Raw genomic sequence first — 22900 nt, forward strand, 5'->3', positions numbered from 1 at the left:
ATGCGGGCCGGCGCCGGCGGCGGGGCGGGCGTGACGCTCAGGCCGATTTGAGCAGGCGCACCCAGCCCGCGTAGCGATCGACGAAGCCCTGCAGGAACTTGCGGGTGTCCTCGCTGACGATCTGGCCTTGATCGTCGATACGAGCGGGATCGTGCTTGATGAACATCTCGGGCTGACCGAGCGTCTTCACGTCGAGGTACGCGAGCACGTTGCGCAGGTGCTGCTGCGCGAGCGCGGTGCCCGCGGCGCCCGGCGACGTGCCGAGCACCGCACCCGGCTTGCCCGACCACGAGTTGGAACCCCACGGGCGCGAGCCCCAGTCGAGCGCATTCTTCAGCACGCCGGGAATCGACCGGTTGTATTCGGGCGTGACGAACAGCAGCGCGTCGGCGGCTTCGATCGACTGCTTGAAGCGCTTGGCGACGTCCGGGAAATCCGCGTCGTAGTCCTGGCTGTACAGCGGCAGTTCGCCGATCTCGACGAACTCGAACGAAAAATCGGCGGGGGCGAGCGAGATCACGGCGTGCGCGAGCGCACGGTTCGTCGAAGTACGGCGCAGGCTGCCGACGACGACCGCAACACGATAGGACATGGCATTCTCCTTCCGGTGAGTGAGGAATCGGATCGATTGCTTCCGAATGGGCGACAAAGGTCTGTTTATAGGCAAGCCAGCCCGCGAGCCGTCCCACGGGGCCGTCCGGCCGACTTTCCACAAGGTTTTCCACAGAAATTGTGGATAACTCGACCGTTATGTTCCGACGTTACAGATTGCCCGCCGCGCGACGCCGTCGACGCGCGAGCCGGGGTTCGGCAAGCATAGCGCAGCCGGCAGGCCGGTTTCGTGAAATCGTGACCGAACATGCGTTGCGGGCAAGCGGCGCGCCCAGTAAACTGCTCGCACCGCGATGCGCGCGCTCTGTCGCGCAGGCGCGACCGTTTCGACACACTGCAACCCAGACATGCCGTCCGCCTACGACGATCCCGTTTATCTCGCACAACTGCGGCGCGATCTGCTGCGCTTCGCGCGACTCCAGCTCCGCGATGCCGACGCGGCCGAAGACGCCGTGCAGGAGGCACTGACCGCCGCGTGGTCGCACGCGGGCGATTTCGCCGGGCTGTCGGCTCACAAGACGTGGGTGTTCGGTATCCTGCGCAACAAGCTGATCGACGTGCTGCGCGCGCGGCAGCGGACGGTCAACCTGTCCGCGCTCGACGCCGAACTCGACGGCGAATCGGTGCTCGACCGCGAACTGTTCAAGGAAAACGGGCACTGGGCCGCGCATGCGAAGCCGCGACCGTGGCCGAAGCCCGAGACGCTGTTGCAGCAGCAGCAGTTCTGGACGCTGTTCCAGGCCTGTCTCGACCACCTTCCGGAACAGATCGGGCGCGTGTTCATGATGCGGGAGTTCCTCGACGTCGAGATCACGGACATCTGCAGCGAATTGACGCTGACGACGAATCATTGCAGCGTGCTGCTGTATCGGGCGCGCACGCGCCTGCGAACCTGCCTGAGCGAAAAAGGGATGACGACCGAAGATGCTGCCGGGGAAATGTACTGACATCACGCGACTGCTGTCGGATGCGCTCGATCGGCATCTGACACTGCACGAGCGACTGCAGGTGCGCGTGCATCTGCCGACCTGCAGCGGATGCAGGGCCTATCGCGGACAGATTTCGCTGTTGCGGACGGCCGCGAAAGCGGCGGCGGGGCGGGCGCCGGACGATGACGGTGCGCCGTCCGGTGAACGCTAGGATCCGGTTCGTCGTGTTGTCGCCGTCGTTCGTCGCGTCGCGGGCGGCCGATGGCCCGGCGATCGCGTCGGCGTCGGATGCCGGTGCGAACGTCGGGCTGATGCAATAAGAAAAATACGCCGGGCAATAATTATTCGAACAGCGCCTTCACCGATTCGGGCGGCCGGCCGATGGCCGCCTTGCCGCGGTACACGACGATGGGCCGCTGCAGCAGAATCGGGTGCGCGGCAATCGCGGCATAGGCTTCGGCGTCGGTGAGATCCGCGCGAGCCAGATTCAGCGCCTTGTACGGCTCCTCGCCATCGCGCAGCATGTCGCGAACCGGGCGGCCGAGCTGCCGATGCAGCGTTTCCAGTTCCTCGACCGTCGGCGGCGTCTTCAGGTACTCGACGACGTTCAGCGGCGTGCCGGCGGCATGCAGCGACTCGACCAACGCAAGCGTCTCGCGCGACTTCGAGCATCGGGGGTTGTGGTAGATCGTGATCATCATTCAGGCCTGGAGGGTAGAGCCCGGTATTGTAGCCAGTCTGTGCCGGGGGCCCCGAAGGTGGTCAGGGGCGGGCGCGAGTGGGCTGGTGTATCGCCGCGGCGATCGGACAGGTGGCGCCTCGTCGATGCGAGCCGCGAGAGGGGTGTGCTATCCGGAGAACTCGAGTCAAAGAATGGATGTGTTTATGCGCATAAAGTCGGGCAGCGTGCAATCGCGGGATGAGGCGCGGGATCTGCGAGCCAATGCATCGTGGCTCCCTTTGAGGCGGCGGGGAATGGCGTGGGCCGCTTGGTTTATGCGCATAAATTCCGGTCGCCGGAGGAGGTGCGTCGCGATTCACGGCGTGGTTGCATGTCGATACCCCACGGCCTCGAGGGGCCGTTGTATCGATATGCGGCTTGGCCACGGCATCATCGCGCATCGGATTCAGGCGGAGACTGCGCGTGGCCCGTCGTTCATCGTCATCGAGCGTCACCGGTTTATGCGCATAAACGCGTCGCGCCTGAACAGGCCGTCGCATCGATGCCCACGCGCTCAAACCACACGCACCATTAAAGCCACATGCTTGGTCAGGGTACGCCGCTCACGACCCTCGCTCGCGAACGACAGCCCATTTGGCCTCGATGTTGATCCGCTCGATCCCCGCCGAGTTTATGCGCACAAACTCCCCGACTCTCTGGCAAGCGTCCCCCCATCCATCGAAAGGGCAGTGCTTCGGGACATCGTAGAGCGCGCCCACTCAACTCGCCGACATCGATCGCCGCGACACATCCATCGAGTAGTCCATCGACATCGCCAGGCCTCCGCCACACGATCCGATCGAGCCATCGATCTCCTCCGTCCCGTTTATGCGCATAAACCGATAGCCCGAATGGCTAATGCGTAGTTGTCGAACGACAATTTCATTGAAATTCAAATATCGTCCTGTAGAATTCCAACGACCAAAACAGGAGTGAAAATTGGCCGCGGAAATCATTGCAGTCACTCAACAAAAAGGCGGCGTCGGCAAAAGCACGATTGCCATGCACCTCGGCGCCGCGTTCCATGAAAAAGGGAAGCGCGTCCTCGTCATCGACGCAGACCGTCAAAACACGCTGGTTCACTGGTCGAGCGCATCCGGCGACAGCGACAACGGCATCCCGTTTCCGGTCGTCAACCTCGCCGAAGCCGACGGCCAGATCCATCGCGAGATCAAGAAGTTCATCAACGACTACGACATCATCGTCGTGGACTGCCCGCCGTCGATCACCGAGAAGGTGTCCGGCGTCGTCCTGCTCGCCGCATCGATTGCCGTGATCCCGACTTCGTCGTCGCCGGCCGACTACTGGTCGAGCGTCGGGCTGGTCAAGCTGATCCAGCAGGCGCAGGTCATGAACGAAGACCTCCGCGCGGTCTTCCTGCTGAACAAGACCGAAGAGAAGCGCATGCTGACCCGCGAGCTCAAGCGCGCGCTCGAGGAACTCGGCTTCCCGTTGCTGAAAACGCAGATCCCGACCCGGGAAGCGTACAAGCAGGCGATGGCGCTCGGTCAAACCGTGCTGCAGATGAACGATCGCGGCGGCAAGCTGGCCGCCGCCGAAATTCGCGCATGTGCCGACGAAATCGTCGCCATGCTGCCCTGACTTTATGCGCATAAAGGAGTCACATGAAACCTTCCCAATTTGCCAAAGGATTCCAAGCGCGCCCGGATATCACGACGAGCGAGAAGCGCACCGCGCTTGATCGGCTCAATGCGATCGACGGCATCGTCAAGTCCGAGACGCCCACGCCGACGCCGACCAAATCCGCAAAGAAAGACATCGCTCCGCCCCCGGCTCCGGAATTCACGATCGATCCGTCGATCGACGAGTCGCCGCAATATCGTGCGTGGCGCCTCGAGAATCGTTACGCACCGGGCCAGGTGATCGAGCTGTCGCTGAAGGCGATCAAGCACAGCCCGTTCAACCCGCGGCACTTCTATCTAAAGGCGTCGATTGCCGAACTCGCGGTCAACCTCGCGAAGCAGGGGCAACAGCAGGCGATCCACGTGATTCCGGATTACGACAATCCGGGCACGTATTTCGTCAGCGACGGCGGTCGTCGCGTGCGGGCGCTGAAGGAAGCGAACAAGGAGTCGGTCAAGGCGATCGTGATCGACGTGCCGATCGGCATCCAGAGCTACAAGCTCGGCTACGACCTCAACGTCCAGCGCGATTCGCAGACGGTGTTCGACAACGCCGTCGTGTGGCGCCGCTTCCTCGACGACAAGCATTTCCAGAGCCAGAAGGAGCTCTCCGAGCACCTCGGGCTCGACGAGTCGACGGTGGCCGTTGCGCTGTCGATCGGCAAGCTGCCGGAAGCGATCATGCAGGAAATGGTCTCGCGTCCGGACCGCTTCGGTTCGAACATGGCGTATCAGGTCGGCCGCTATCACAATGCGCGCGGGACCGAGGCGACGCTGCGGCTGATCAACAAGATCGTGTCGGACGATCTCAGCACGCGCCAGGTGTCGGACATCGTCAAGGGCCGCGTCGCGGCGCAGGAAACGCCGAAGGCCGCGGGCCGCCAGCGCTATGCGCAGCGTCTCGAGATCAAGCTCGGCGGCAAGTCGGTTGGCGACCTGAAGTCGTATGGCGAGGATCGCATCGAGTTGCGCCTGCGCGGCCTCCCGAAGGACAAGCGCGACGCGATTCTCGAGCAGCTCGAGCGGATGCTGTTGTCGGAGTGATGGAAACGGCCGGCAGGGCCTGGTGAGGACGCCGGGCCCGCCCGATCGAGGGTCGGGGCCGGCGGCGGCCCGTCAGCGGGCCTGAGCGGGCCTCAGGCGGCCCGCGACTGGTTCAGCGTGAACGACAGCAGGTCGCCGTCCGTCGGCTCACCCCAGGTCTTCTGGGCCAGCCAGTCGAAAAAGGCCGTCTCGGCCAGCTTGGAATCGAGGCCGCGCTTGCGCCAGTCGTCGCGCAGATGCGAGCCCATCGTCGGCAGCGCCTCCGCTTCGAACGATTCGCGCGCCACTTCGCGCTCCGCGTCGCCCTGCTCTTCGTACAACACCTTCGCTTCCTTGCGGCGGAACGCCGAGAACTCGCTCAGCAGGCGCGCCTTCAGGTCGTCAGGCTGGGCCGCCGCGACCTTCGCGGACGGCGTGCCGGCCGGCAGCGCATCGACCGACTCGACCGGCGGCGCATACCCCTTCTTCAGCGCATCCTTGAACAACGCCGGCGCGCTGCGCACCGGCGGCAGCGTCGTGCTGCGCATCCGCTGTTCGGTCATCTGCAGTGCGGCGCGAATCCGGTTCTCCTCGCTGTCCGCATAGAGCGTCTGCGCTTCCTTCAGCGGGATCCCGAGCTTCACCATCCGGTCGACCAGCGTGCTGTCGAACACGTTCGGGTGTTCGTCGAGCGCGAGCATCGGCTGCTTGCGCTCGGTCACGCGGAACTGGATCTCGGCCACCCGGCGTCCTTCGCGGTGCTCGATCAGCTCGACGAAGATGTTGGTGACCGCGTTGACTTCCGCGATCGCGGGGCGCAGGTAGTCGCGCTTGAAGTACTTGTACTCGCGCTTCGCCTCGTCGCCGGCTTCCGTATCGGGCGTACCCGACAGGATCGGCCGCCACCATTCCCACGGCTCGCGCATCGTCAGGTGGCTCGGGTTCGTCAGGTAGCGCACGCAGATCTCGTACAGTGCAAGACCCGCGCTGCTGCGCAGCTGGCTCTGGAACTGCAGGCTCAGGCGCGCGTACTGGACCGGGTCGAGCAGTTTCTTCTTGATCTTCGGCGCGAACGAGAATTCGACCCACACGCGGCGGGTCGTCGGATCCTCGAGAATTTCGGCGTCGGCGATCAGCGTCGAGATCCCCCACTTGCGGCCAGGCTTCTGGCTCGACGTCCCCGTGCTCCATTCGACCTGCACCGACACCATGCGGCGCAGGTGTTCCTTCACCAGTGCGGTGTCGTTCGAATCGAAAGCGGAGTTGGCAACGATGTCCGACAGCAGCGCGCGGTAGGTATCGCCCGAGTCGTCGGCCTGCTGCGCGACGGCCAGCAGGACATTGAACAGCTTGCGAGTGAGGAGCGTGATCTTGCCGCTTTTCGGCTGAATGGCAATCGCCTCGACGGCCTTGCGCAATTCGGCGGAACTGGCACTCACCACATCCACATCGGTTTTCTTGGCGCGCTTCGTCGTGGCCATACGTCGGGTCGGAGGTGAAGTTTCCCGGAAGGATAGCGCCTGCGGTGATGTGCGTCCAGAACGACATGCTCACCATAGCCGGTGAAGCACGCGTGCAAAACAGCACTCACCCCAGCGACTCCCGAAAACCCTCACCGGTCCGTCATTGCGGCGTTCCGGACTCTTCCAGACGTGCCGCGGGATGCGCGGATTCACAGAATTTCACCTGTGCTCGACACGTGCGGAATTCGCTCCCGTATCGGCTCACCTTTCGATTTGTCGTAATTTTGCGACTTCACGGCCGGGGGTTCGGCACAGGGTTGCGATTGCCTCGCACCCTGCGTTCCGGATCGCCTCGCAGCGGCCTGTATGCATGTACAGGCGCGGCTCGCGGGAAGATCGGAATCGGGTCCGGCGTTCGACACGGCGCCGTCGAAACCGGCTCGTGCGGCCCGATCGGGCCTGATTTGCAGGTCCGGGCGCGCATTGTACAGCGGCCCAATCGGATCAGGTCCCGAAAATACTCACCTTGAGCACAGCTTGTTCTTTTGCCTGGATGCCGACGAAGGCCCGACTCACGCGGGATTGACCGGTACCGCCTCCCGAAAACGCTCACATTGTCGAAAAAAGGCTGTGCGTCGACAGGCACGGGAATGGCTCCCGAAAAACCTCACCGTAACCACCCCGGTATCAAAAACCTCAATGCGTTCCGATACTTATGCACAGAAGGCATTTGGCTGTGCGCGGTAGATGTCCCCCGAAAAGCCTCACCTTTCGGCGGGAATCCTTCATACGACGACCCTGGGTCCGCCCCCGAAAAATCTCACCTGTGCCAAAAAGTGGCACAGCAAAAACGAGATTTCTTCCAGTCCTGGCGGGCTTTTCGGCGAATTCGGCCGCTCAAGGGTCCCGAAAAGCCTCACCTTTGCCCATTTTTCGGGCAAATTCCATTCCCGAAAAGTCTCACCTGTGAGCGAGCGCACAGCCTGTGATCCATGCCCCGAAAAAGCTCACCTCAGCGGGATCAGGGCAGGAAAACCCGGATTTCCCTCCCGAAAAACCTCACCTTTAGGGCATCACGGGCCCCTGAACGCACTTTTGCTGTGCAAAATGGCGCTCGGTTCCCGGAAATCCTCACAGCAAAATCTCGCGGAGTCCCGTGAAACCTCACCTTTCGCCCAAACTGCCTAAAAGATGGGCAGAATCGGGGCGCAAAGAAGGTCCCGCAAATTCTCACCTGTGTCTGCACAGGCAGAAAACTGTGCAGTCAGGCAGCGCGCGGGTTCCGCGGCTGTGCGGCCCCGAAAACGCTCACCTTTGGGAAATCTCGTGTTTCACTGTGATCCCGAATCCGCTCACGACCTTTCCTGCAACGGCTCACGCTGCTCCCTGAACCCCATCACGTCGGCTCCCGCAGACGATCACCTTGGCTCCCGTAAAACTTCACCTTGTCGGCTGGAAAGCCTTGCTACATAAGGCTGTGCCGTGGCGTTAACGTTTTTAACTAAGGGTTCAAGGGTGTTTACTTCTAATACTCTCAAGACATCGGCTGACGAGTTTTCCACAGACCCCCCAACCCCTGAACACGCGCCGGCAAACGGATCCGTCGGCATGTGAAACAAATGCCCAAATTCGGGGTCCGCAGGAAAATGCTTGTACAACAAAGACTTGGCTGCTTTTCTTCGCTTTGTTTCACGGAATCCCGAACCACATTCGTCCGGATAGGCTCACAGACCCGCTTTCTGTGCATTACGACGTAAATTCACCACGCCTGCACAAAATTGGTATCAGGAAATACGTATTTCGTTATGATTGCCACACTTCAACGTTTGTGAGCCTGGTCATGACCCTGGATGAAATGCGCCAAGTCATTCGCGACGAACTGGAATCGCTGCGTGCCAGCGGTGCACGTCGTCAGGAATTGTCGCTGCATGCATGCAAGCGGTTGTTCTTCGATCTCGGCATCCGGCCATCGGCCGCCAATGTCCGCGATCTCACCCAGACCGGCAGCGCCAGCGACATTCCGAAAGACATCGATCATTTCTGGGAGCGCATCCGTTCCGCGTCCAAGATTCGGCTCGACGGTGCGGCGATCCCGAAGGCCGTCGAGGAAAAAGCCGGTGCATTGCTCGGCGCACTCTATGAAGAAGCGCTGAAAGCCGCGCGCGACAGCCTCGATGGCGATCGTGAACAGGTTCGCGCCGGCATGGCCGACGCCGAACGGCGGTTGCGCGACGCAACCATCCGCCAGGAGACGCTGGAAGAGGCGCTCGCCCGCGGCGAAGCCCGGAACGAGCAACTGCAGGCCCGCGTGACCGAACTCGAAGTTCAACTCGTGTCGCAATCGACGCACGGTTCGGCAAGCGAAGCCACGTTGCTCACCACAATCGCCCGACTGGAAAAGGAACTGGCCGCGGCGGCGGCCCGCATCGACACCGAGCAGGCGCAAAACGCTGCGTTGCGCGACCGTATCGATGCATTGCAGGCCGAATTGCAGCAGCGCACCGAGCACTACGCGCAGCAAATCAAGGACGCCGTGGCCGAAGCCGAACGCCGCGTCAAGCCGATGCTGGTCGAGCTGGACTCGTTGCGCAGCATGGCGTCGAGCTATCAGAGCGGGTTACGCGACGTTCAGCGCAAGGAATTCGATTTTCTGCAGCAACTGAGTTCGGCCAAGGCCCGCGCGGACCGGCTCGAAGAACAGCTGCGCACCCAGGGCGATGAGCTGGAACGCGCGACTCGCGACGCGAATGCGCTCCGCGCGAGCCGAGGAATGAATCCGGAAATCGCCGCGCTGATCCGGCGCCTGGCGGATGCCGGGCAGCTGGATGCGGAAGCGTTTTCCGCGATCGGCACGGCACTGGATCAGGACATTCCGGTGCCGGCCGAGTGCCCGCATTGCGACGGGGAGCCCGAGCTGTCACACAGCGAAGAAGGGTTTGAAGTGGCGTGCCCGGAATGCGAACACGCGTCGGGCGCATGGCCGTCCCGGTTCGAAGCCGTCGCGCGTTTTGCGCGTTCCTGACCCGAAGATCGGCAGCGCCTGCACAGGTGAGAGGATCCGGGACGCTTGAGGTGAGGTTTTTCGGGAGCTGTGAAACGGTGAGGCTGCGTCACGCAAGGCTGCTCACGGATCGTGTCGCGTGAGCAGCCGTTTCCGGATCAGTGAGTTTCGTCGCTGTCGGTTGCGTCACCGTTGTGCGGGGCCAGGCCATCGCGCCAGTTTTTCCACGCGCGATGCAGGCGGTTCGACGAGACCGGCCGCATGAAGCCCAGCCATTTACCCACGCGCTCGGGTGGCACATCGTGTTCGAACAGTTCGGCCGCATAGGTATTGCGCAGCGTTTGCGGGCTCGCACGCGCGGTGCGCGATGACGTGAGCCCGGCCGATTCGACGATCGCGTCGATCGCGCGCAGCATCGTCGCCTTGTGCATCGGCCGCCCGGCGTGCGATGCCGGGAACACGAGCTCTCCGGGGATGTCCTGGCGCTTGCGTTCGGTGAGCCATGCCTCGAGCAGCGCGATCGCAAACGACGCCAGATGGGTCTCGCGCGCGTAATCCGGATGCGCCGCCTCGATCCGCAGCGACGTGCCGCTCGTATTGATGCAACTAATCGTGAGTGCCCGCGCTTCGCCAGTCTTGATGCCGGCGCCGAGAAACGCGGCGACGAGCGCCCGGTCGCGCCGTTCTTTCCAGTACGCGGAACCCGATACGCCGATCGGCGAAAACAGATAGGCGAGCAACGTCGCGCGCTCGGCCGGGGTGAGGAAGCCGGTCGGCTCGTTGTCGCGTGCCTTGCGCCAGTTCGCTTCGCCATCCTGAGCAATGAAGCGGGCCGGGTTCGTCGATGCGTATTCGGTGCGCCGGATGTGGTCGAGCACACGCTCGATCAGGCGCAGATAGCGCATGCGCTGCGTTTTCCTGATCGGCAGCTCGCCGACGAAGTTGGCGATGGTTGCCGTATCGACCGTTGCCAGATTCTTTTGATGTGCACGCATCCACGTGAGAAAGGCGCCCCATTGCGCACGATAGACGTCGGCCGACGAGCGACGATAGTCCTGCATCGCAAGCCATGCGTCGAACGCGGCTTCGGGCGAGACGATCCAGTCGGATGCGCCGCGGTCGAACAGATCCGGTTCTTCCGGGCGTGTGGCGGTGCCGGGCGAGGTGGGAAGGGACATGGTATTTATTCCGTTAGTTGCGTATATGGTAGCCCTTTCCGCAACGTCTCGGGCAGCAGGAGGCTGGACCGGCCGCCGTGCGCAACGGCCGGGGCTCGGCCATCAGTCGCCCCACGCCTTGGACGGACGATGAGCACGCTCGCGAGGCGCCTTGTCGTGCGACGCGGCCGCGGCTTCATACGCGAGGACCGCGAACGAAAAGACGGCGGGCAGCGCATTCGAGCGCCCGAAGTCGATGGGGTCGTCCGTTTCGGGAAACGTCATGTCCGACGGTCGTTCGAACAGTTGACGCATGCCGGCTTCGTGCCGGCTGGCAAAGCCGAGGTCGGCGAGCGCCTCGGCTTCGATCGCGTGCAGCAGGCGCCACGTGAGCGGCACGCGCTGGCGGATGTAGCGCCCGGCGATATGTCGGACGATCAGTTCGAGATCGTGCGCGGCAGCCTTGAAGCTGAGCGCGGCCAAATCTTGTTCTTCTGTCATTGCAGGCTCCTGTCGACCGGGGCGGGCGCCTCGGTGCGCCGGCTCCGGCCCGTGCATGGCGGAATGTCCGTATACTGTACAAACATACAGTGTTTTCCGCAACTGGCCTGCATGGCCTGTTGGCCAGCTATCCGTGCCGTCAGCGATGGATCACGATCAGCAGTGCCCGCGCTTCGGCCTTGCCGGGGTTGCGGATCGCGTGCGGCTCGTCGGCCGGGTAGCGTGCGGTGTCGCCCACTTTCAGGCGCCGGCTGGCCGCGGCGGCTTCGATTTCCATCGCGCCCTGCAGCACGGTGAGGTGCTCGCGCGTGCCGGGTTCGTGTGCGTTCGATACCAATGCACCGCCGCCCGGCAGCGTCAGTTCGTACCACTCGAACTTGCCGGCGAGGTCGATCGGGCCCCATACGCGCAGCTGGTACCGGCCGTCGTGGCCGGCGAGCGTCGGAATGTCGTGCGGGCCGTCCACACGGATCGTCTCGGGCGCCTTCGGCTGCGAGAACAATTCGTCGAGCGTGATGCCGAGCGCATTCGTCAGCCGCCACGCGACGGCGATCGTCGGGTTGGCCTTGTCGCGTTCGATCTCGGAGAGCATCGATTTCGATACGCCGGCCGCGCGCGACAGGTCGTCGAGCGTCAGCTTGCGCTCGTTGCGCAGCCGCTGGATCTGTTCGCCGACACGCGGCGGTGTCGCGGCCGGCGGCTGCGGTGCGGCACCGGCAGGCGTGCGCCGCGATCCGGGGGAACTTGCCATTTGGATTCCGTTCGCTTAGAGTTGTTCGATATTTCGAATTCTAGTTCGGAATATCGGATAAATGCGGTCAACCGAACGACCGACTATAACAGTAGCAGGCCGTTGCGCCGCCGCCACGAGCGGTGCGCTGCGGAATGCGAATCCCTGTCAGGAGCTTTGCGATGCGTGATGCCTTTCTCGCCCAGGTGCGCGGGACGCTCGACCAGATCCGCGCGGACGGTTTTTACAAGACCGAGCGCGAGATCGCGAGTCCCCAGGCGGCGGCCGTGACGCTCGCCGGCGGTGCCGGCGTGCTCAATTTCTGCGCGAACAACTATCTGGGTCTGGCGAACGATCCGCGCCTGATCGATGCGGCGAAGGCCGGCCTCGACCAGGACGGCTTCGGCATGGCATCGGTGCGCTTCATTTGCGGCACGCAAACCGTCCACAAGCAACTGGAACGCGCGCTGGCCGCGTTTCTCGGCACCGAGGACAGCATCCTCTATTCGAGCTGCTTCGACGCGAACGGCGGGCTGTTCGAGACGCTGCTCGACGAGAACGACGCGATCATCAGCGACGAGCTGAACCACGCGAGCATCATCGACGGCATTCGCCTCTGCAAGGCGAAGCGCTTCCGCTACAAGAACAACGACCTGGCCGACCTCGAGGCGAAGCTCAAGGAAGCCGACGCGGCGGGCGCGCGCCACAAGCTGATCGCGACCGACGGCGTGTTCTCGATGGACGGCATCATCGCCGACCTGAAAGGCATCTGCGATCTCGCCGATCGCTACGGCGCGCTCGTGATGGTCGACGATTCGCACGCGGTCGGCTTCATCGGCGCGCACGGCCGCGGCACGCCCGAGCACTGCGGCGTCGAAGGCCGCGTCGACATCATCACGGGCACGCTCGGCAAGGCGCTCGGCGGCGCATCGGGCGGTTATGTCGCCGCGCGTCGCGAGGTGATCGAACTGCTGCGCCAGCGCTCGCGTCCGTACCTGTTCTCGAACACGCTCACACCGAGCATTGCCGCGGCATCGCTGAAGGTGCTGGAACTGCTCGGCAGCGACGAAGGCGCGAAGCTGCGCGCGCGCGTGCGCGAGAACGGCGTGCGTTTCCGCCAGCAGATGACCGAAGCGGGCTTCACGCTCGTCCCCGGCGCGCATCCGATCATCCCGGTGATGCTCGGCGACGCGCAGCTCGCGACGAACATGGCCGACAAGTTGCTCGATGAAGGCGTCTACGTGATCGGCTTTTCGTTCCCGGTCGTGCCGCGTGGCCGCGCGCGCATCCGTACGCAGATGAGCGCCGCGCATACGCCCGAGCAGATCGACCAGACGGTCGCCGCGTTCGTGCGCGTCGGCCAGTCGCTCGGCATCATCTGACGGAGGCGCGACCATGAAAGCACTGGCAAAGCTCGAACGCGGCCCCGGTCTCACGCTCACGCGCGTGAAGCGTCCGGAAGTCGGCCACAACGACGTGCTGATCAAGATCCGCCGCACGGCGATCTGCGGCACCGATATCCATATCTGGAAGTGGGACGACTGGGCGCAGAAGACGATCCCCGTGCCGATGCACGTCGGTCACGAATACGTCGGCGAGATCGTCGAGATGGGGCAGGAAGTGCGCGGCTTCGCGATCGGCGATCGCGTGTCCGGCGAAGGCCACATCACGTGCGGCTTCTGCCGCAACTGCCGCGCGGGGCGCCGGCATCTGTGCCGCAACACGGTCGGCGTCGGCGTGAACCGCGAAGGCGCGTTCGCCGAGTATCTGGCGATTCCGGCATTCAACGCGTTCAAGATTCCGCCGGAGATCTCCGACGATCTCGCGTCGATCTTCGATCCGTTCGGCAACGCGACGCATACGGCGCTGTCGTTCAACCTCGTCGGCGAAGACGTGCTGATCACCGGCGCGGGCCCGATCGGCATCATGGCCGTCGCGATCGCGAAGCACGTCGGCGCGCGCAACGTCGTGATCACCGACATCAACGACTACCGGCTGGAACTCGCCCGCAAGATGGGGGCGACGCGTGCGGTCAACGTCGCACGCGAGTCGCTGCGCGACGTGATGGCCGACCTGCACATGACCGAAGGCTTCGACGTCGGTCTCGAGATGTCGGGCGTGCCGAGCGCGTTCACGAGCATGCTCGAGGCGATGAACCACGGCGGCAAGGTCGCGCTGCTCGGCATCCCGCCCGCGCAGACGGCGATCGACTGGAACCAGGTGATCTTCAAGGGGCTCGAGATCAAGGGCATCTATGGCCGCGAGATGTTCGAGACCCGGTACAAGATGGTCGCGATGCTGCAGAGCGGCCTCGACCTGTCGCCGATCATCACGCATCGCTTCGCGGCCGACGATTACGAGCAAGGCTTCGCCGCGATGCTGTCCGGCGAAAGCGGCAAGGTGATTCTCGACTGGACGGCCTGAGTCGAGTATCGAGACGGGGCAGGGCGGCGCGTTTGCCGCCCGCCCCGCTTTCGTTGACATGCACATGGTCGGCATCGACGTGCGTGATTCAACGCTTGAGGTGAGACTATTCGGGAGCTGTGTTTGCGGGCGCGAATCGCACATCGGTGACTTGCGATTGCCCGTTCGCTTCACCTGTCAGCCTCTGCTTCGCTTCTTCCGTTTACGCCGTTCGGCGCGTGCCCTCCCTTTCCACGTGCTTCCCTGCTTCGCTCGCCGAGCGCTCGTTCGCGATGCGCCGCCTGCGAGGCCGAATCGAATCGCGCCATCAACCGTGAGCCTGCGAACGTCGTTGCGACTCACTCATACGCGTCGCGCACGGCGTTCGACGGTGCGCGGATCGCTACCTGCTTTCTTCACCCTTCAACCATCGCGGTTCGAGCTGAAGATTCAGCACGACGAGCCAGCGTTTCGGGCATTGCGGCGCAACGTCAACGGGATCGCCGTGTGCACCGGGAACGGTGACGAACCCGTGCTGCGCCGCGTACCGATACGCGCGCAGGGCATCCGCCTGCAGCCAGAAGCTGACGAGCGCGCACGTCACGAAACGGAATAGCAGCACCGTTGCGGCGTCCGGCGCGAAACCGGCCGCGACCAGCAGGCGGTCGAACGCGAACGTCAGCACATGCGCAACCGCGATCGTGACGATCGTCAGCTTCATCACGCCGCGCAGCCGCAGCGCAGCACGCACGCGCGCCTGGCGGACGTCGAGCGGTGCGCGATCGTTGCCGCCGTCGCGTTTCGGCACGTCGTGCTTCATGACGCGGCACCTGCTTGCCGCACGACGACGCGGCCGACGAGCCGCTTTGCATAAGCCGCATGAGCGCGCGCGGGGCGCGCGGATTCCGGTCGCTGCATGATGTCCTTGTGCCCAGACAGGGTGACCGAAGTGTAGTGAGCGCCCCGTATCGCCTTCAAGAAAAAATGTCGTAAACGCGCGCCGTCAGGCCGCGCTTCAGCCCTTTCGCCGACAGGGCTTTTTCACACGGGGGTTGACGATGGAGAACGATCGTTCTACCGTAAACGCATGAACCCATCTCACGACTCCTCCGGCGAACCGGGTGTTCGCGACCGGCTGCTCGACGCGGCCGAAGCGCTGATCTATTCGGGCGGCATCCACGCAACGGGCATCGATGCGATCGTCAAGCGATCCGGCGCGGCACGCAAGAGCGTTTATTCGCATTTCGAATCGAAAGAGGCGCTGGTGGTCGCCGCCCTCGAACGCCGCGACGAGCGCTGGATGCGCTGGTTCGTCGATGCCACGCAGGCACGCGGCAAGGCGCCGCGCGCGCAGCTGCTCGGCATGTTCGACGTGCTGCGCGACTGGTTCGGGCAGCCCGACTTTCACGGCTGCGCGTTCCTGAATACGTCGGGCGAGATCCCCGACGCCGACGATCCCGTGCGTGTCGTCGCGCGCGAGCACAAGGCACGGCTGCTGGCATTCGTGCGCGCGTGCTTCGATGCGTACGCCGACGAAGCCGGCATCGAGCGCCGCGGGCTCGCCCGCCTCGCGCGCCAGTGGCTCGTGCTGATCGATGGCGCGATCGGCGTGGCGCTCGTCAGCGGCGATGCAAACGTCGCGCGCGATGCGCGCGCGACGGCTGAACTGCTGCTCGATACCGTGTCGCGGTAGCCGACGCAGCGAATTCGAACCGGCTGCGTTCGTTCGCGGCCAGAACCTGAACAGGAGCAACCCATGTCCGCTTCCCCCGAAGTCCGCCCGCCCGTTCCGCCCTTCACGCTCGAAACGGCACGCCAGAAGGTGCGCGCCGCCGAGGACGCGTGGAATACGCGCGACCCGCAACGCGTGTCGCTCGCCTATACGCCGCAAAGCCGATGGCGCAATCGCGCGGAGTTCGTGACGGGCCGCGACGAGATCGTCCGGCTGTTGCAGCGGAAGTGGACGCGCGAACTCGACTACCGGCTGATCAAGGAGCTGTGGGCGTTCGACGGCAATCGCATCGCGGTGCGTTTTGCGTACGAATGGCGCGACGATGCGGGCAACTGGTTCCGCTCGTACGGCAACGAGAACTGGGAGTTCGACGAGAACGGCCTGATGGCGCATCGTCATGCGAGCATCAATGATCTGCCGATTCGCGAGGCGGATCGGCTTTATCACTGGCCGCTCGGCCGTCGCCCGGACGATCATCCGGGGCTGTCCGACCTCGGGCTGTGAGATGCGTGTCGACTCGGCGGAACGCCGCACGCCTCGCCGAGGTTCAATGGTGAGGAAATTCGGGAGTCGATGCGCTGAGGTGAGATTATTCGGGAGGAGGTGAAATGTCGCGTCGGACTGTGTACTTCGCGCAGATCGACGCGACATGGCGCGGGTGACGCAGGCACGTCGATGCGCATCGGTGTGTTCCGCCGCGTGATGCATCTCACCGATCTCACCGGGTCAGGCATCGCCGATCGGTGTGCGCGCGCGTGACGTGCCACTCACCGATCGGATCGACTTCGTTGCGCACGCGTCCGGCGAGGTTGCACGAGTGCGCGAACGCATCGCGTGTTGCTCACCGCGCACGGATGCACGAAGTGCTGCCCGGCCCGCGCCGGGCATGACCGTCAGCCCGCGATCCGCGCGGCGATCGCCTCACCCACGGCCTGCGTTCCTGCGTCACCGCCGAGATCGCGCGTACGCGGCCCGGTGCGCAGCACATCCTCGATCGCGGCGACGATCGCGTCGTGTGCTTCGCGTTCGCGGCCCGCGCCGTTACCGAGAAAATCGAGCATCATCGCGGCCGACCAGATCATCGCGACCGGGTTCGCGATGTATTGCCCCGTGATGTCGGGCGCGGAACCGTGCACGGGTTCGAACAGCGACGGGAACGTGCGGTCCGGGTTCAGGTTCGCCGACGGCGCGATGCCGATCGTGCCCGTGCAGGCCGGCCCGAGATCCGACAGGATGTCGCCGAACAGGTTCGATGCGACGACGACGTCGAAGCGGTCCGGCTGCAGCACGAAGCGCGCGCACAGGATGTCGATGTGCTGCTTGTCGACGGCGATCTCCGGATAGCGTTCGGCCATGTCGGCCGCGCGCGCATCCCACCATGGCATGCTGATCGCGATGCCGTTGCTCTTCGTCGCGACGGTGAGGCGCTTCGCGCGCCGCTGCGCGAGCTCGAATGCGAATTTCAGCACGCGTTCGGTGCCGTGCCGCGTGAAGATTGATTGCTGCATCACGACTTCGCGATCGGTGCCTTCGAACATCGTGCCGCCGACCGACGAATATTCGCCCTCGGTGTTCTCGCGCACGATCATGAAGTCGATGTCGCCCGGGCGGCGGCCGGCGAGCGGCGACGGCACGCCGTCGAACAGGCGCGCGGGCCGCAGGTTGATGTACTGGTCGAATTCGCGGCGGAATTTCAGCAGCGAGCCCCACAGCGAGATGTGATCGGGCACCGTTGCGGGCCAGCCGACCGCGCCGAACAGGATCGCGTCCATGCCCGACAGCTGCGCCTTCCAGTCGTCCGGCATCATCTTGCCGTGCTGCGCGTAGTAGTCGCAGCTCGCCCAGTCGATCTCGACGAAGTCGAAGCGGATGCCGAAGCGCGCGGTCACGGCCGCGAGCGCACGCAGGCCCTCGGGCATCACTTCGCGGCCGATGCCGTCGCCGGGAATCACGGCAATTCTGTAGGTCCTGTCGGTCATGCAAATCTCCTTGGCTGGTCGGCCGGCTGCCGAGGGAGGCGGCGGCCCGTCACGTCATTCTATTTATTTCCATTCGGATTAGAATCGTGTGAAAGGTTAATCGACTTTCTACGAATCGTGAACAAATCACCGAATCTCGACGACCTGCGCGTGTTCAGCCTGGTGGTCCGCCTGACGAGCTTCAGCGCGGCCGCCGAGCAGCTCGCGGTGTCGCCCGCGTACGTCAGCAAGCGCATCGCGCTGCTCGAGGCGCAGCTCGGTACGCGCCTGCTGCATCGCTCGACGCGCCGCGTGACGGTTACGGAAGCCGGCGAACGCGTGTTCGCGCGTGCCGAGAAGATTCTGGACGACGTCGATCATCTCGTCGAGGACGTGTCGACCACGCGCACGGTGCCGCGCGGCACGCTGCGCATCTCGAGCAGCTTCGGTTTCGGCCGGCATGTCGTCGCGCCGGCGCTGCTCGACTTCAGCGCGCGCTACCCGCAACTGAACGTGCGGCTCGATCTGTTCGACCGGCTCGTCGATGTCGCGGGCGAAGGCTACGACCTCGACGTGCGCATCGGCGACGAGATCGCCGATCACCTGATCGCGCGCCGCCTCGCCGCGAACCATCGCGTGCTGTGCGCGTCGCCCGACTATCTCGCACGACGCGGCACGCCGCGCTCGCTCGCGGATCTCGCGTCGCACGACTGTCTGGCGATCAAGGAGCGCGATCATCCGTTGGGTGTATGGCGACTGAACGTGCGCGGCGAGACGGTCACGGTGAAGGTCGGCGGCGCGCTGTCGACGAACCACGGCGAGGTGGCCGTGCAATGGGCGCTTGCCGGGCGCGGGATCGTGTTGCGCTCGATCTGGGAGGCCGCGCCGCTGATCGAACGCGGTGAACTGTGTCGCGTGCTGCCGGACGCGATTCAGCCCGCGAACATCTGGGCCGTGTATCCGGAACGCGTGGCGGCGTCGGCGAAGGTGCGCGTGTGCGTGGACTTTCTGGCGGAGACGCTGGCCGGCATGAATGCCGCGGCGGGCGGCGATACGACCTGAAATAGGCTAAAGGTGAGCTTTTACGGGGGCGTGCGCAGGCATCGGCACAGCGCCGGATGCGACGCCGGTCGGCCTGGCGGGCAGGCCTTCGACGATGCCTGCGCGCAAATTACGCCGCGCTCGACGCACCGAGCATCAGGTCGAGATTCTGTACGGCTGCACCGGATGCCCCTTTGCCGAGATTGTCGAACACGGCGGACAGCAGCACCTGACCGTGATCCTCGTTGACGAATACGCCGAGCCGCAGGTCATTGGTGCCGTTCAGCGCTTGCGGATCGAGATGCGTGATCGCGCGCGCATCGGCAAGCGGCGTGACGTCGACGTGACGCGTGCCGGCGTAATGGTGCGCGAGACACGCATGCAATCGCTCACCGGTCACGCCGGCCGGCAGCAGGCGCAGTTCGATCGGTATGGTGAGCACGATGCCTTGCCGGTAGGCACCGTAGGCCGGCACGAAGAACGGGCGGTGTGCGAGCCCGGCGTGCAGCCGGATCTCGGGCGCGTGCTTGTGCTCGAGTGCCAGGCCGTACACCTGCAGCGGCCGCCCGCGTGCGGCGGCATCGCCCGATTCGAATGCTTCGACGGCCGCCCGTCCGCCTCCCGAGTAACCGGAAACCGCATGGATGCTCACCGGGTAGTCGCGCGGCAGCAGGCCGGCCTGTTGCAGCGGGCGAAGCAGGCCGATCGCGCCTGTCGGATAGCAGCCTGGATTGGTGACGCGCTTTGCGTGCGCGATGTGCTGCGCGTGTCCGTCGGCCATCTCGGGAAAGCCGTAGACCCATTCGGGCTGCGTGCGGTGAGCGGAACTCGCGTCGATCACGCGCACCGCCGGGTTCAGGATGAAGCCGACCGCTTCGCGCGCGGCCGCATCGGGCAGGCACAGGATCGCGATGTCGCACGCGTTGAGCGCGTCGGCGCGCCGTACGGGGTCTTTGCGTTCGGCAGCCGGCAGCGTGAGCAGCCGTACGTCGGTGCGGTCGCGCAGGCGCTCGTGGATCAGCAGTCCGGTCGTGCCCTGGTCGCCGTCGATGAAGACAGTGGGAAAGCGCATGATGGTCGTGTTCCTCGCGTTCGGTCGTCGGGGGAAAGCCGTATCGTCCGCCGAACGCCTAGAATAGGAAAAGTTGAATTTGCTGACCGTCTGATTCAACTTTCCTGAACGAGAGGTGCTTGATGCGCGAGATCAGTCTCGATCGCCTGCGTACGCTGGTCGCGATTGCCGACCAGGGATCCTTTGTCGCGGCGGCGCAATGGCTTCATCTCGCGCCGCCGACCGTCAGTCTTCATATCGCCGAGCTGGAAAGCCGCGTCGGCGCGCCGCTGCTGTCCCGCACGCGCGGAAACGTGCGGCCGTCGACGATCGGTGAAGTGCTGGTGGAGCGGGCGCGGCGTCTGCTGGCCGAGGTCGAGGCCACGCTGGACGACGTGCAGCGACAGGTGCAGGGGCTGACCGGGCGGGTACGCCTCGGCGCATCGACCGGTGCGATCGCACACCTGTTGCCGCAGGCGGTGGCGCGGCTGCGTGAACAGCATCCGGATATCGACGTCCAGATCGCGGTGCTCACGTCGCAGGACACGCTGGCGCGCATCGCGCAGGGCACGCTCGACGTCGGGCTGGTGGCGCTGCCACAGGCGCCGGTCGCGGGGCTGTCGATCCGCGCATGGCGGCGCGATCCGGTGATGGCCTTCCTGCCTGCGGACTGGCGGCTTCCGGCGCGTGTGACGCCGGCCTATCTGGCGGCGCGTCCGCTGATTCTCAACGATGCGACCACGCGCCTGTCACGGCTCACGACGGAATGGTTCGCGCTTGGCGGCCATCGGCCCGAGCCGCGGATCGAGCTCAACTACAACGATGCGATCAAGAGCCTGGTCGCCGCGGGTTATGGGGCGACGCTGCTGCCGCACGAGGCCGGGGCGCCGCTGCCGGATGCGCGCATCGTCATGCGGCCGCTGCGCCCGGCGTTGTGGCGCGAACTGGGTATTGCCCATCGGGCCGGCCCCGTCGAACGAGCGACGCAGCACGTGCTCGATGCGCTGCGGGCGGTCGGCGCGCGATAGCGGATCGCGGCGCCGTTGCCCGCACGCGCCGGGCGCGCATTGTTCAGAGCCGGTTGTCCTTCGCGAGCATCAGCACGCGTGCCCAGCGCTGCGCGTCGCGCTTGTCCGTCATCGGCAGCTTCCATTCGCCGCGCCCGGCGTCGCGCACACGTACGACGAGATGCCAGCGGCCGCCGATCGGGGCAGCCTGGCAGCCGTCGAGCTGCGACAGCGTATAACGACCGTCGGCGCCGTCGTGCGACAGCCAGAGCAGCCCTTGCGTCGCGGACAGCCGCAACTCGCCCCACGCGCGATGCACGATGTGCGTCCAGCCCTCTTCCTTCGTATTCGGTGCGATGTCGCGGCGGCGCTTGATCCACCACGCGACCAGTGCGATCGCGATGGCGGCGGCGAGCACGGCGGCCGCGATCGCGACCGGCTGGCCGAACTGCGCGGCGATGACGTGAAACAGGTGAACCGCGCCCCATCCAATCGCGATGAGCGCGAACAGTGCAATGAAAATCGGCATGGTGAATCTGAAAGGAGAACGGCCCGGCGCATGCATCGCGCCGGGCCGCCGTACACGGCATTACCGGCGGCGGTGAATGTCGTGCGTGACGAAGCCCGCGTCGTTGTTGGGCAGCGCGAGGCCGTCCTTCACCGCGAGCGTCTTGCGGATGTCGTCGAGCCCCGCGGACCAATGGTCGCGCATCGTCGACAGACCGAACTGATAGTCCTTGTAGTGATGTTCGTACGCCTTCTGCTGGTAGATCAGGTGCTGGATGTTGTACTTCTTCCCGCTCGACATCGCTTCTGCCTCGACGCACCACGGGTCGTTCTTGCGCTGCTCTTCCGGCACTTGTTCGAGCACGTGACGCAGCACGTTGCGATAGCGCTGTTCGCGCTGCAGCGTGTCGGTGACGAAACGCGTACGGCTCGAATACTGCACGTCCTTCGTGCGTTCGGCGACGTCGGCCATCGTGCGCGGCAGCGGCCCGCGTGCGCTCCACAGATCGACCTGGAACGCGAGCGTGTCGCGGCGCGGCCGGGCGCGGAGCACTTCCATCAGCGGCGTGTTCGACACGACGCCGCCGTCCCAGTAATACTCGCCGTCGATCTCGACGGGCGGGAACGCGGGCGGCAGCGCACCGGACGCCATGAAGTGCTCGGGCGCGAGGCGGATGCGCGAGTTGTCGAAGTACACGAAGTTGCCGGTGCCGACGTTGACCGCGCCGACCGACACGCGTGTCTCGCCCGAATTGATCCGGTCGAAATCGCACAGTTTCAGCAGCGTCGTGCGCAGCGCCGACGTGTCGTACCAGCTGATTTTCTCGGGATGGTCGGACACGCCCGGCAGCGGTGGCGGAAAGCGCGGCACGAAGAAGCCTTGCTGGCCCTGCATCATCGCGCTGGCCGCCTGCGACGCCGTGAAGAACGTGCGGATCTGGTCGATGCTGTTGAACAGCGCGAATTCGAACGCGGCCGGAACCGTCGGAAAGAATGCCGGCTGGCAGATCGTTTCCCAGAACTCACGCAGGCGCTCGACGCGATGCTCGGGCGCATTGCCGGCGATCAGCGCGGTGTTCAGCGCGCCGATCGAGATGCCCGCGATCCAGTCGAGCGGAACGCCCGCCTCGTGCAGTCCTTCGAACACGCCGGCCTGGTACGCGCCGAGCGCGCCGCCGCCCTGCAGGACGAGCGCGATCGTTTCGTACGGCAGCGATCGCGCGGGGGCCGGCGCGCCGGCTTCGTGTTGCAGGTCCGCCGCATCGACGGCCTGCTTTTCCGTGCGGGCGTGCGGCTTCATTGCATGAACCAGCCGTGGCTGACGATGAACGACTGGCCCGTGAGCGCGGCGCTCGGGAACGCCGACAGGAACAGCACCGTCTGCGCGACGTCCTGCACCGTCGTGAACACGCCGTCGACCG

22 protein-coding genes and 1 pseudogene are annotated in these 22900 nt (G+C 64.9%); 11 read left to right on the top strand and 12 right to left on the bottom strand.

What is annotated here, in order from left to right; genetic code table 11:
- Positions 1 to 37: 37 nt before the first annotated feature.
- The gene (locus HWX00_RS23155) at positions 38 to 592 is read right to left on the bottom strand and encodes an NADPH-dependent FMN reductase (protein WP_034187555.1); all 555 of its coding nucleotides are present in this window, start codon (positions 590 to 592) and stop codon (positions 38 to 40) included.
- A 367-nt stretch (positions 593 to 959) separates the two neighbouring features.
- Here HWX00_RS23155 and HWX00_RS23160 point away from each other — a divergent pair, with 367 nt between their 5' ends.
- Together HWX00_RS23160 and HWX00_RS23165 are read left to right on the top strand one after the other, a co-directional pair.
- Positions 960 to 1559 carry an RNA polymerase factor sigma-70 gene (locus tag HWX00_RS23160; protein ID WP_034187554.1) on the top strand — a complete coding sequence of 200 codons (600 nt, stop codon included), beginning with the start codon at positions 960 to 962 and terminating at the stop codon, positions 1557 to 1559.
- Positions 1537 to 1752 carry a zf-HC2 domain-containing protein gene (locus tag HWX00_RS23165; RefSeq protein ID WP_049036026.1) on the top strand — a complete coding sequence of 72 codons (216 nt, stop codon included), beginning with the start codon at positions 1537 to 1539 and terminating at the stop codon, positions 1750 to 1752. The genes HWX00_RS23160 and HWX00_RS23165 overlap by 23 nt, the downstream gene beginning before the upstream one ends.
- 130 nt (positions 1753 to 1882) lie before the next feature.
- On the opposite strand, the gene arsC is transcribed toward HWX00_RS23165, so the two are convergent.
- Complete coding sequence (gene arsC / locus HWX00_RS23170) at positions 1883 to 2239, bottom strand: arsenate reductase (glutaredoxin) (RefSeq protein ID WP_034187837.1); 357 nt, start codon at positions 2237 to 2239, stop codon at positions 1883 to 1885.
- A gap of 962 nt (positions 2240 to 3201) precedes the next feature.
- On the opposite strand from arsC, the gene parA reads away from it, so the two are divergent.
- Entirely contained in the window at positions 3202 to 3864 is a 663-nt protein-coding gene (gene parA, locus HWX00_RS23175; protein WP_006480195.1) for a ParA family partition ATPase, read from the top strand.
- A 23-nt stretch (positions 3865 to 3887) separates the two neighbouring features.
- Positions 3888 to 4949 carry a ParB/RepB/Spo0J family partition protein gene (locus HWX00_RS23180; RefSeq protein ID WP_175028851.1) on the top strand — a complete coding sequence of 354 codons (1062 nt, stop codon included), beginning with the start codon at positions 3888 to 3890 and terminating at the stop codon, positions 4947 to 4949.
- A gap of 92 nt (positions 4950 to 5041) precedes the next feature.
- On the opposite strand, the gene HWX00_RS23185 is transcribed toward HWX00_RS23180, so the two are convergent.
- Positions 5042 to 6409, bottom strand: a complete 1368-nt coding sequence (locus HWX00_RS23185) for a replication initiation protein (protein ID WP_034187552.1) — start codon at positions 6407 to 6409, stop codon at positions 5042 to 5044.
- A gap of 1822 nt (positions 6410 to 8231) precedes the next feature.
- Between HWX00_RS23185 and HWX00_RS23190 the strand changes: the two genes are divergently transcribed.
- Positions 8232 to 9413, top strand: coding sequence for a DNA-binding protein (locus HWX00_RS23190; RefSeq protein WP_175028850.1), 1182 nt, complete (start codon positions 8232 to 8234; stop codon positions 9411 to 9413).
- Between the two features lie 137 nt (positions 9414 to 9550).
- On the opposite strand, the gene HWX00_RS23195 is transcribed toward HWX00_RS23190, so the two are convergent.
- The 3 genes from HWX00_RS23195 to HWX00_RS23205 all read right to left on the bottom strand — a co-directional run bounded on the left by HWX00_RS23195 (position 9551) and on the right by HWX00_RS23205 (position 11801).
- The gene (locus tag HWX00_RS23195; protein WP_175028849.1) at positions 9551 to 10570 is read right to left on the bottom strand and encodes a tyrosine-type recombinase/integrase; all 1020 of its coding nucleotides are present in this window, start codon (positions 10568 to 10570) and stop codon (positions 9551 to 9553) included.
- A 102-nt stretch (positions 10571 to 10672) separates the two neighbouring features.
- Complete coding sequence (locus tag HWX00_RS23200) at positions 10673 to 11050, bottom strand: DUF2471 family protein (protein ID WP_034187550.1); 378 nt, start codon at positions 11048 to 11050, stop codon at positions 10673 to 10675.
- Between the two features lie 139 nt (positions 11051 to 11189).
- Positions 11190 to 11801 carry a helix-turn-helix domain-containing protein gene (locus HWX00_RS23205; protein WP_034187549.1) on the bottom strand — a complete coding sequence of 204 codons (612 nt, stop codon included), beginning with the start codon at positions 11799 to 11801 and terminating at the stop codon, positions 11190 to 11192.
- Between the two features lie 161 nt (positions 11802 to 11962).
- On the opposite strand from HWX00_RS23205, the gene HWX00_RS23210 reads away from it, so the two are divergent.
- Positions 11963 to 13162, top strand: a complete 1200-nt coding sequence (locus HWX00_RS23210) for a glycine C-acetyltransferase (RefSeq protein ID WP_049036018.1) — start codon at positions 11963 to 11965, stop codon at positions 13160 to 13162.
- 13 nt (positions 13163 to 13175) lie between these two features.
- Entirely contained in the window at positions 13176 to 14204 is a 1029-nt protein-coding gene (gene tdh / locus HWX00_RS23215) for an L-threonine 3-dehydrogenase (protein WP_175028848.1), read from the top strand.
- Between the two features lie 382 nt (positions 14205 to 14586).
- On the opposite strand, the gene HWX00_RS23220 is transcribed toward tdh, so the two are convergent.
- Positions 14587 to 15003, bottom strand: a complete 417-nt coding sequence (locus tag HWX00_RS23220) for a hypothetical protein (protein ID WP_049036016.1) — start codon at positions 15001 to 15003, stop codon at positions 14587 to 14589.
- Positions 15004 to 15270: 267 nt separating this feature from the next.
- Between HWX00_RS23220 and HWX00_RS23225 the strand changes: the two genes are divergently transcribed.
- Together HWX00_RS23225 and HWX00_RS23230 are read left to right on the top strand one after the other, a co-directional pair.
- Positions 15271 to 15876 carry a TetR/AcrR family transcriptional regulator gene (locus tag HWX00_RS23225; RefSeq protein ID WP_059559282.1) on the top strand — a complete coding sequence of 202 codons (606 nt, stop codon included), beginning with the start codon at positions 15271 to 15273 and terminating at the stop codon, positions 15874 to 15876.
- Positions 15877 to 15939: 63 nt separating this feature from the next.
- The gene (locus HWX00_RS23230; protein WP_034187544.1) at positions 15940 to 16419 is read left to right on the top strand and encodes a nuclear transport factor 2 family protein; all 480 of its coding nucleotides are present in this window, start codon (positions 15940 to 15942) and stop codon (positions 16417 to 16419) included.
- A 389-nt stretch (positions 16420 to 16808) separates the two neighbouring features.
- On the opposite strand, the gene HWX00_RS23235 is transcribed toward HWX00_RS23230, so the two are convergent.
- Positions 16809 to 17894: a tartrate dehydrogenase gene (locus HWX00_RS23235; protein ID WP_034187543.1), complete on the bottom strand. Its 1086-nt coding sequence runs from the start codon at positions 17892 to 17894 to the stop codon at positions 16809 to 16811.
- Positions 17895 to 18011: 117 nt separating this feature from the next.
- Here HWX00_RS23235 and HWX00_RS23240 point away from each other — a divergent pair, with 117 nt between their 5' ends.
- The gene (locus HWX00_RS23240; protein ID WP_175028847.1) at positions 18012 to 18935 is read left to right on the top strand and encodes a LysR substrate-binding domain-containing protein; all 924 of its coding nucleotides are present in this window, start codon (positions 18012 to 18014) and stop codon (positions 18933 to 18935) included.
- A 109-nt stretch (positions 18936 to 19044) separates the two neighbouring features.
- Here HWX00_RS23240 and argC read toward each other — a convergent pair whose 3' ends face one another.
- Positions 19045 to 19986 carry an N-acetyl-gamma-glutamyl-phosphate reductase gene (gene argC, locus HWX00_RS23245; protein WP_175028846.1) on the bottom strand — a complete coding sequence of 314 codons (942 nt, stop codon included), beginning with the start codon at positions 19984 to 19986 and terminating at the stop codon, positions 19045 to 19047.
- A gap of 122 nt (positions 19987 to 20108) precedes the next feature.
- Here argC and HWX00_RS23250 point away from each other — a divergent pair, with 122 nt between their 5' ends.
- On the top strand, positions 20109 to 20993 hold the full coding sequence (locus HWX00_RS23250) for a LysR family transcriptional regulator (RefSeq protein WP_049036010.1): 885 nt from the start codon (positions 20109 to 20111) through the stop codon (positions 20991 to 20993).
- A 43-nt stretch (positions 20994 to 21036) separates the two neighbouring features.
- Here HWX00_RS23250 and HWX00_RS23255 read toward each other — a convergent pair whose 3' ends face one another.
- The 3 genes and pseudogenes from HWX00_RS23255 to HWX00_RS23265 all read right to left on the bottom strand — a co-directional run.
- Positions 21037 to 21501, bottom strand: a complete 465-nt coding sequence (locus HWX00_RS23255; protein ID WP_034187539.1) for a hypothetical protein — start codon at positions 21499 to 21501, stop codon at positions 21037 to 21039.
- Positions 21502 to 21561: 60 nt separating this feature from the next.
- Positions 21562 to 22779: a patatin-like phospholipase family protein gene (locus HWX00_RS23260; protein ID WP_034187538.1), complete on the bottom strand. Its 1218-nt coding sequence runs from the start codon at positions 22777 to 22779 to the stop codon at positions 21562 to 21564.
- Positions 22776 to 22900 (bottom strand): annotated as a pseudogene (locus HWX00_RS23265) (3-hydroxybutyrate dehydrogenase); the annotation flags it as partial. The gene HWX00_RS23260 and the pseudogene HWX00_RS23265, both read right to left, overlap by 4 nt.

Origin of the sequence: Burkholderia seminalis DSM 23518, from assembly GCF_902832885.1 — a bacterium.
GTDB lineage: Bacteria > Pseudomonadota > Gammaproteobacteria > Burkholderiales > Burkholderiaceae > Burkholderia > Burkholderia seminalis.

Excerpts from the sequence above, each read along its gene's own strand:
- HWX00_RS23155 (WP_034187555.1), bottom strand. The coding sequence starts at position 592 with ATGTCCTATCGTGTTGCGGTCGTCGTCGGCAGCCTGCGCCGTACTTCG.
- HWX00_RS23160 (WP_034187554.1), top strand. The coding sequence starts at position 960 with ATGCCGTCCGCCTACGACGATCCCGTTTATCTCGCACAACTGCGGCGC.
- HWX00_RS23165 (WP_049036026.1), top strand. The coding sequence starts at position 1,537 with ATGCTGCCGGGGAAATGTACTGACATCACGCGACTGCTGTCGGATGCG.
- arsC (WP_034187837.1), bottom strand. The coding sequence starts at position 2,239 with ATGATCACGATCTACCACAACCCCCGATGCTCGAAGTCGCGCGAGACG.
- HWX00_RS23180 (WP_175028851.1), top strand. The coding sequence starts at position 3,888 with ATGAAACCTTCCCAATTTGCCAAAGGATTCCAAGCGCGCCCGGATATC.
- HWX00_RS23185 (WP_034187552.1), bottom strand. The coding sequence starts at position 6,409 with ATGGCCACGACGAAGCGCGCCAAGAAAACCGATGTGGATGTGGTGAGT.
- HWX00_RS23190 (WP_175028850.1), top strand. The coding sequence starts at position 8,232 with ATGACCCTGGATGAAATGCGCCAAGTCATTCGCGACGAACTGGAATCG.
- HWX00_RS23195 (WP_175028849.1), bottom strand. The coding sequence starts at position 10,570 with ATGTCCCTTCCCACCTCGCCCGGCACCGCCACACGCCCGGAAGAACCG.
- HWX00_RS23200 (WP_034187550.1), bottom strand. The coding sequence starts at position 11,050 with ATGACAGAAGAACAAGATTTGGCCGCGCTCAGCTTCAAGGCTGCCGCG.
- HWX00_RS23205 (WP_034187549.1), bottom strand. The coding sequence starts at position 11,801 with ATGGCAAGTTCCCCCGGATCGCGGCGCACGCCTGCCGGTGCCGCACCG.
- HWX00_RS23210 (WP_049036018.1), top strand. The coding sequence starts at position 11,963 with ATGCGTGATGCCTTTCTCGCCCAGGTGCGCGGGACGCTCGACCAGATC.
- tdh (WP_175028848.1), top strand. The coding sequence starts at position 13,176 with ATGAAAGCACTGGCAAAGCTCGAACGCGGCCCCGGTCTCACGCTCACG.
- HWX00_RS23220 (WP_049036016.1), bottom strand. The coding sequence starts at position 15,003 with ATGAAGCACGACGTGCCGAAACGCGACGGCGGCAACGATCGCGCACCG.
- HWX00_RS23225 (WP_059559282.1), top strand. The coding sequence starts at position 15,271 with ATGAACCCATCTCACGACTCCTCCGGCGAACCGGGTGTTCGCGACCGG.
- HWX00_RS23230 (WP_034187544.1), top strand. The coding sequence starts at position 15,940 with ATGTCCGCTTCCCCCGAAGTCCGCCCGCCCGTTCCGCCCTTCACGCTC.
- HWX00_RS23235 (WP_034187543.1), bottom strand. The coding sequence starts at position 17,894 with ATGACCGACAGGACCTACAGAATTGCCGTGATTCCCGGCGACGGCATC.
- argC (WP_175028846.1), bottom strand. The coding sequence starts at position 19,986 with ATGCGCTTTCCCACTGTCTTCATCGACGGCGACCAGGGCACGACCGGA.
- HWX00_RS23250 (WP_049036010.1), top strand. The coding sequence starts at position 20,109 with ATGCGCGAGATCAGTCTCGATCGCCTGCGTACGCTGGTCGCGATTGCC.
- HWX00_RS23255 (WP_034187539.1), bottom strand. The coding sequence starts at position 21,501 with ATGCCGATTTTCATTGCACTGTTCGCGCTCATCGCGATTGGATGGGGC.
- HWX00_RS23260 (WP_034187538.1), bottom strand. The coding sequence starts at position 22,779 with ATGAAGCCGCACGCCCGCACGGAAAAGCAGGCCGTCGATGCGGCGGAC.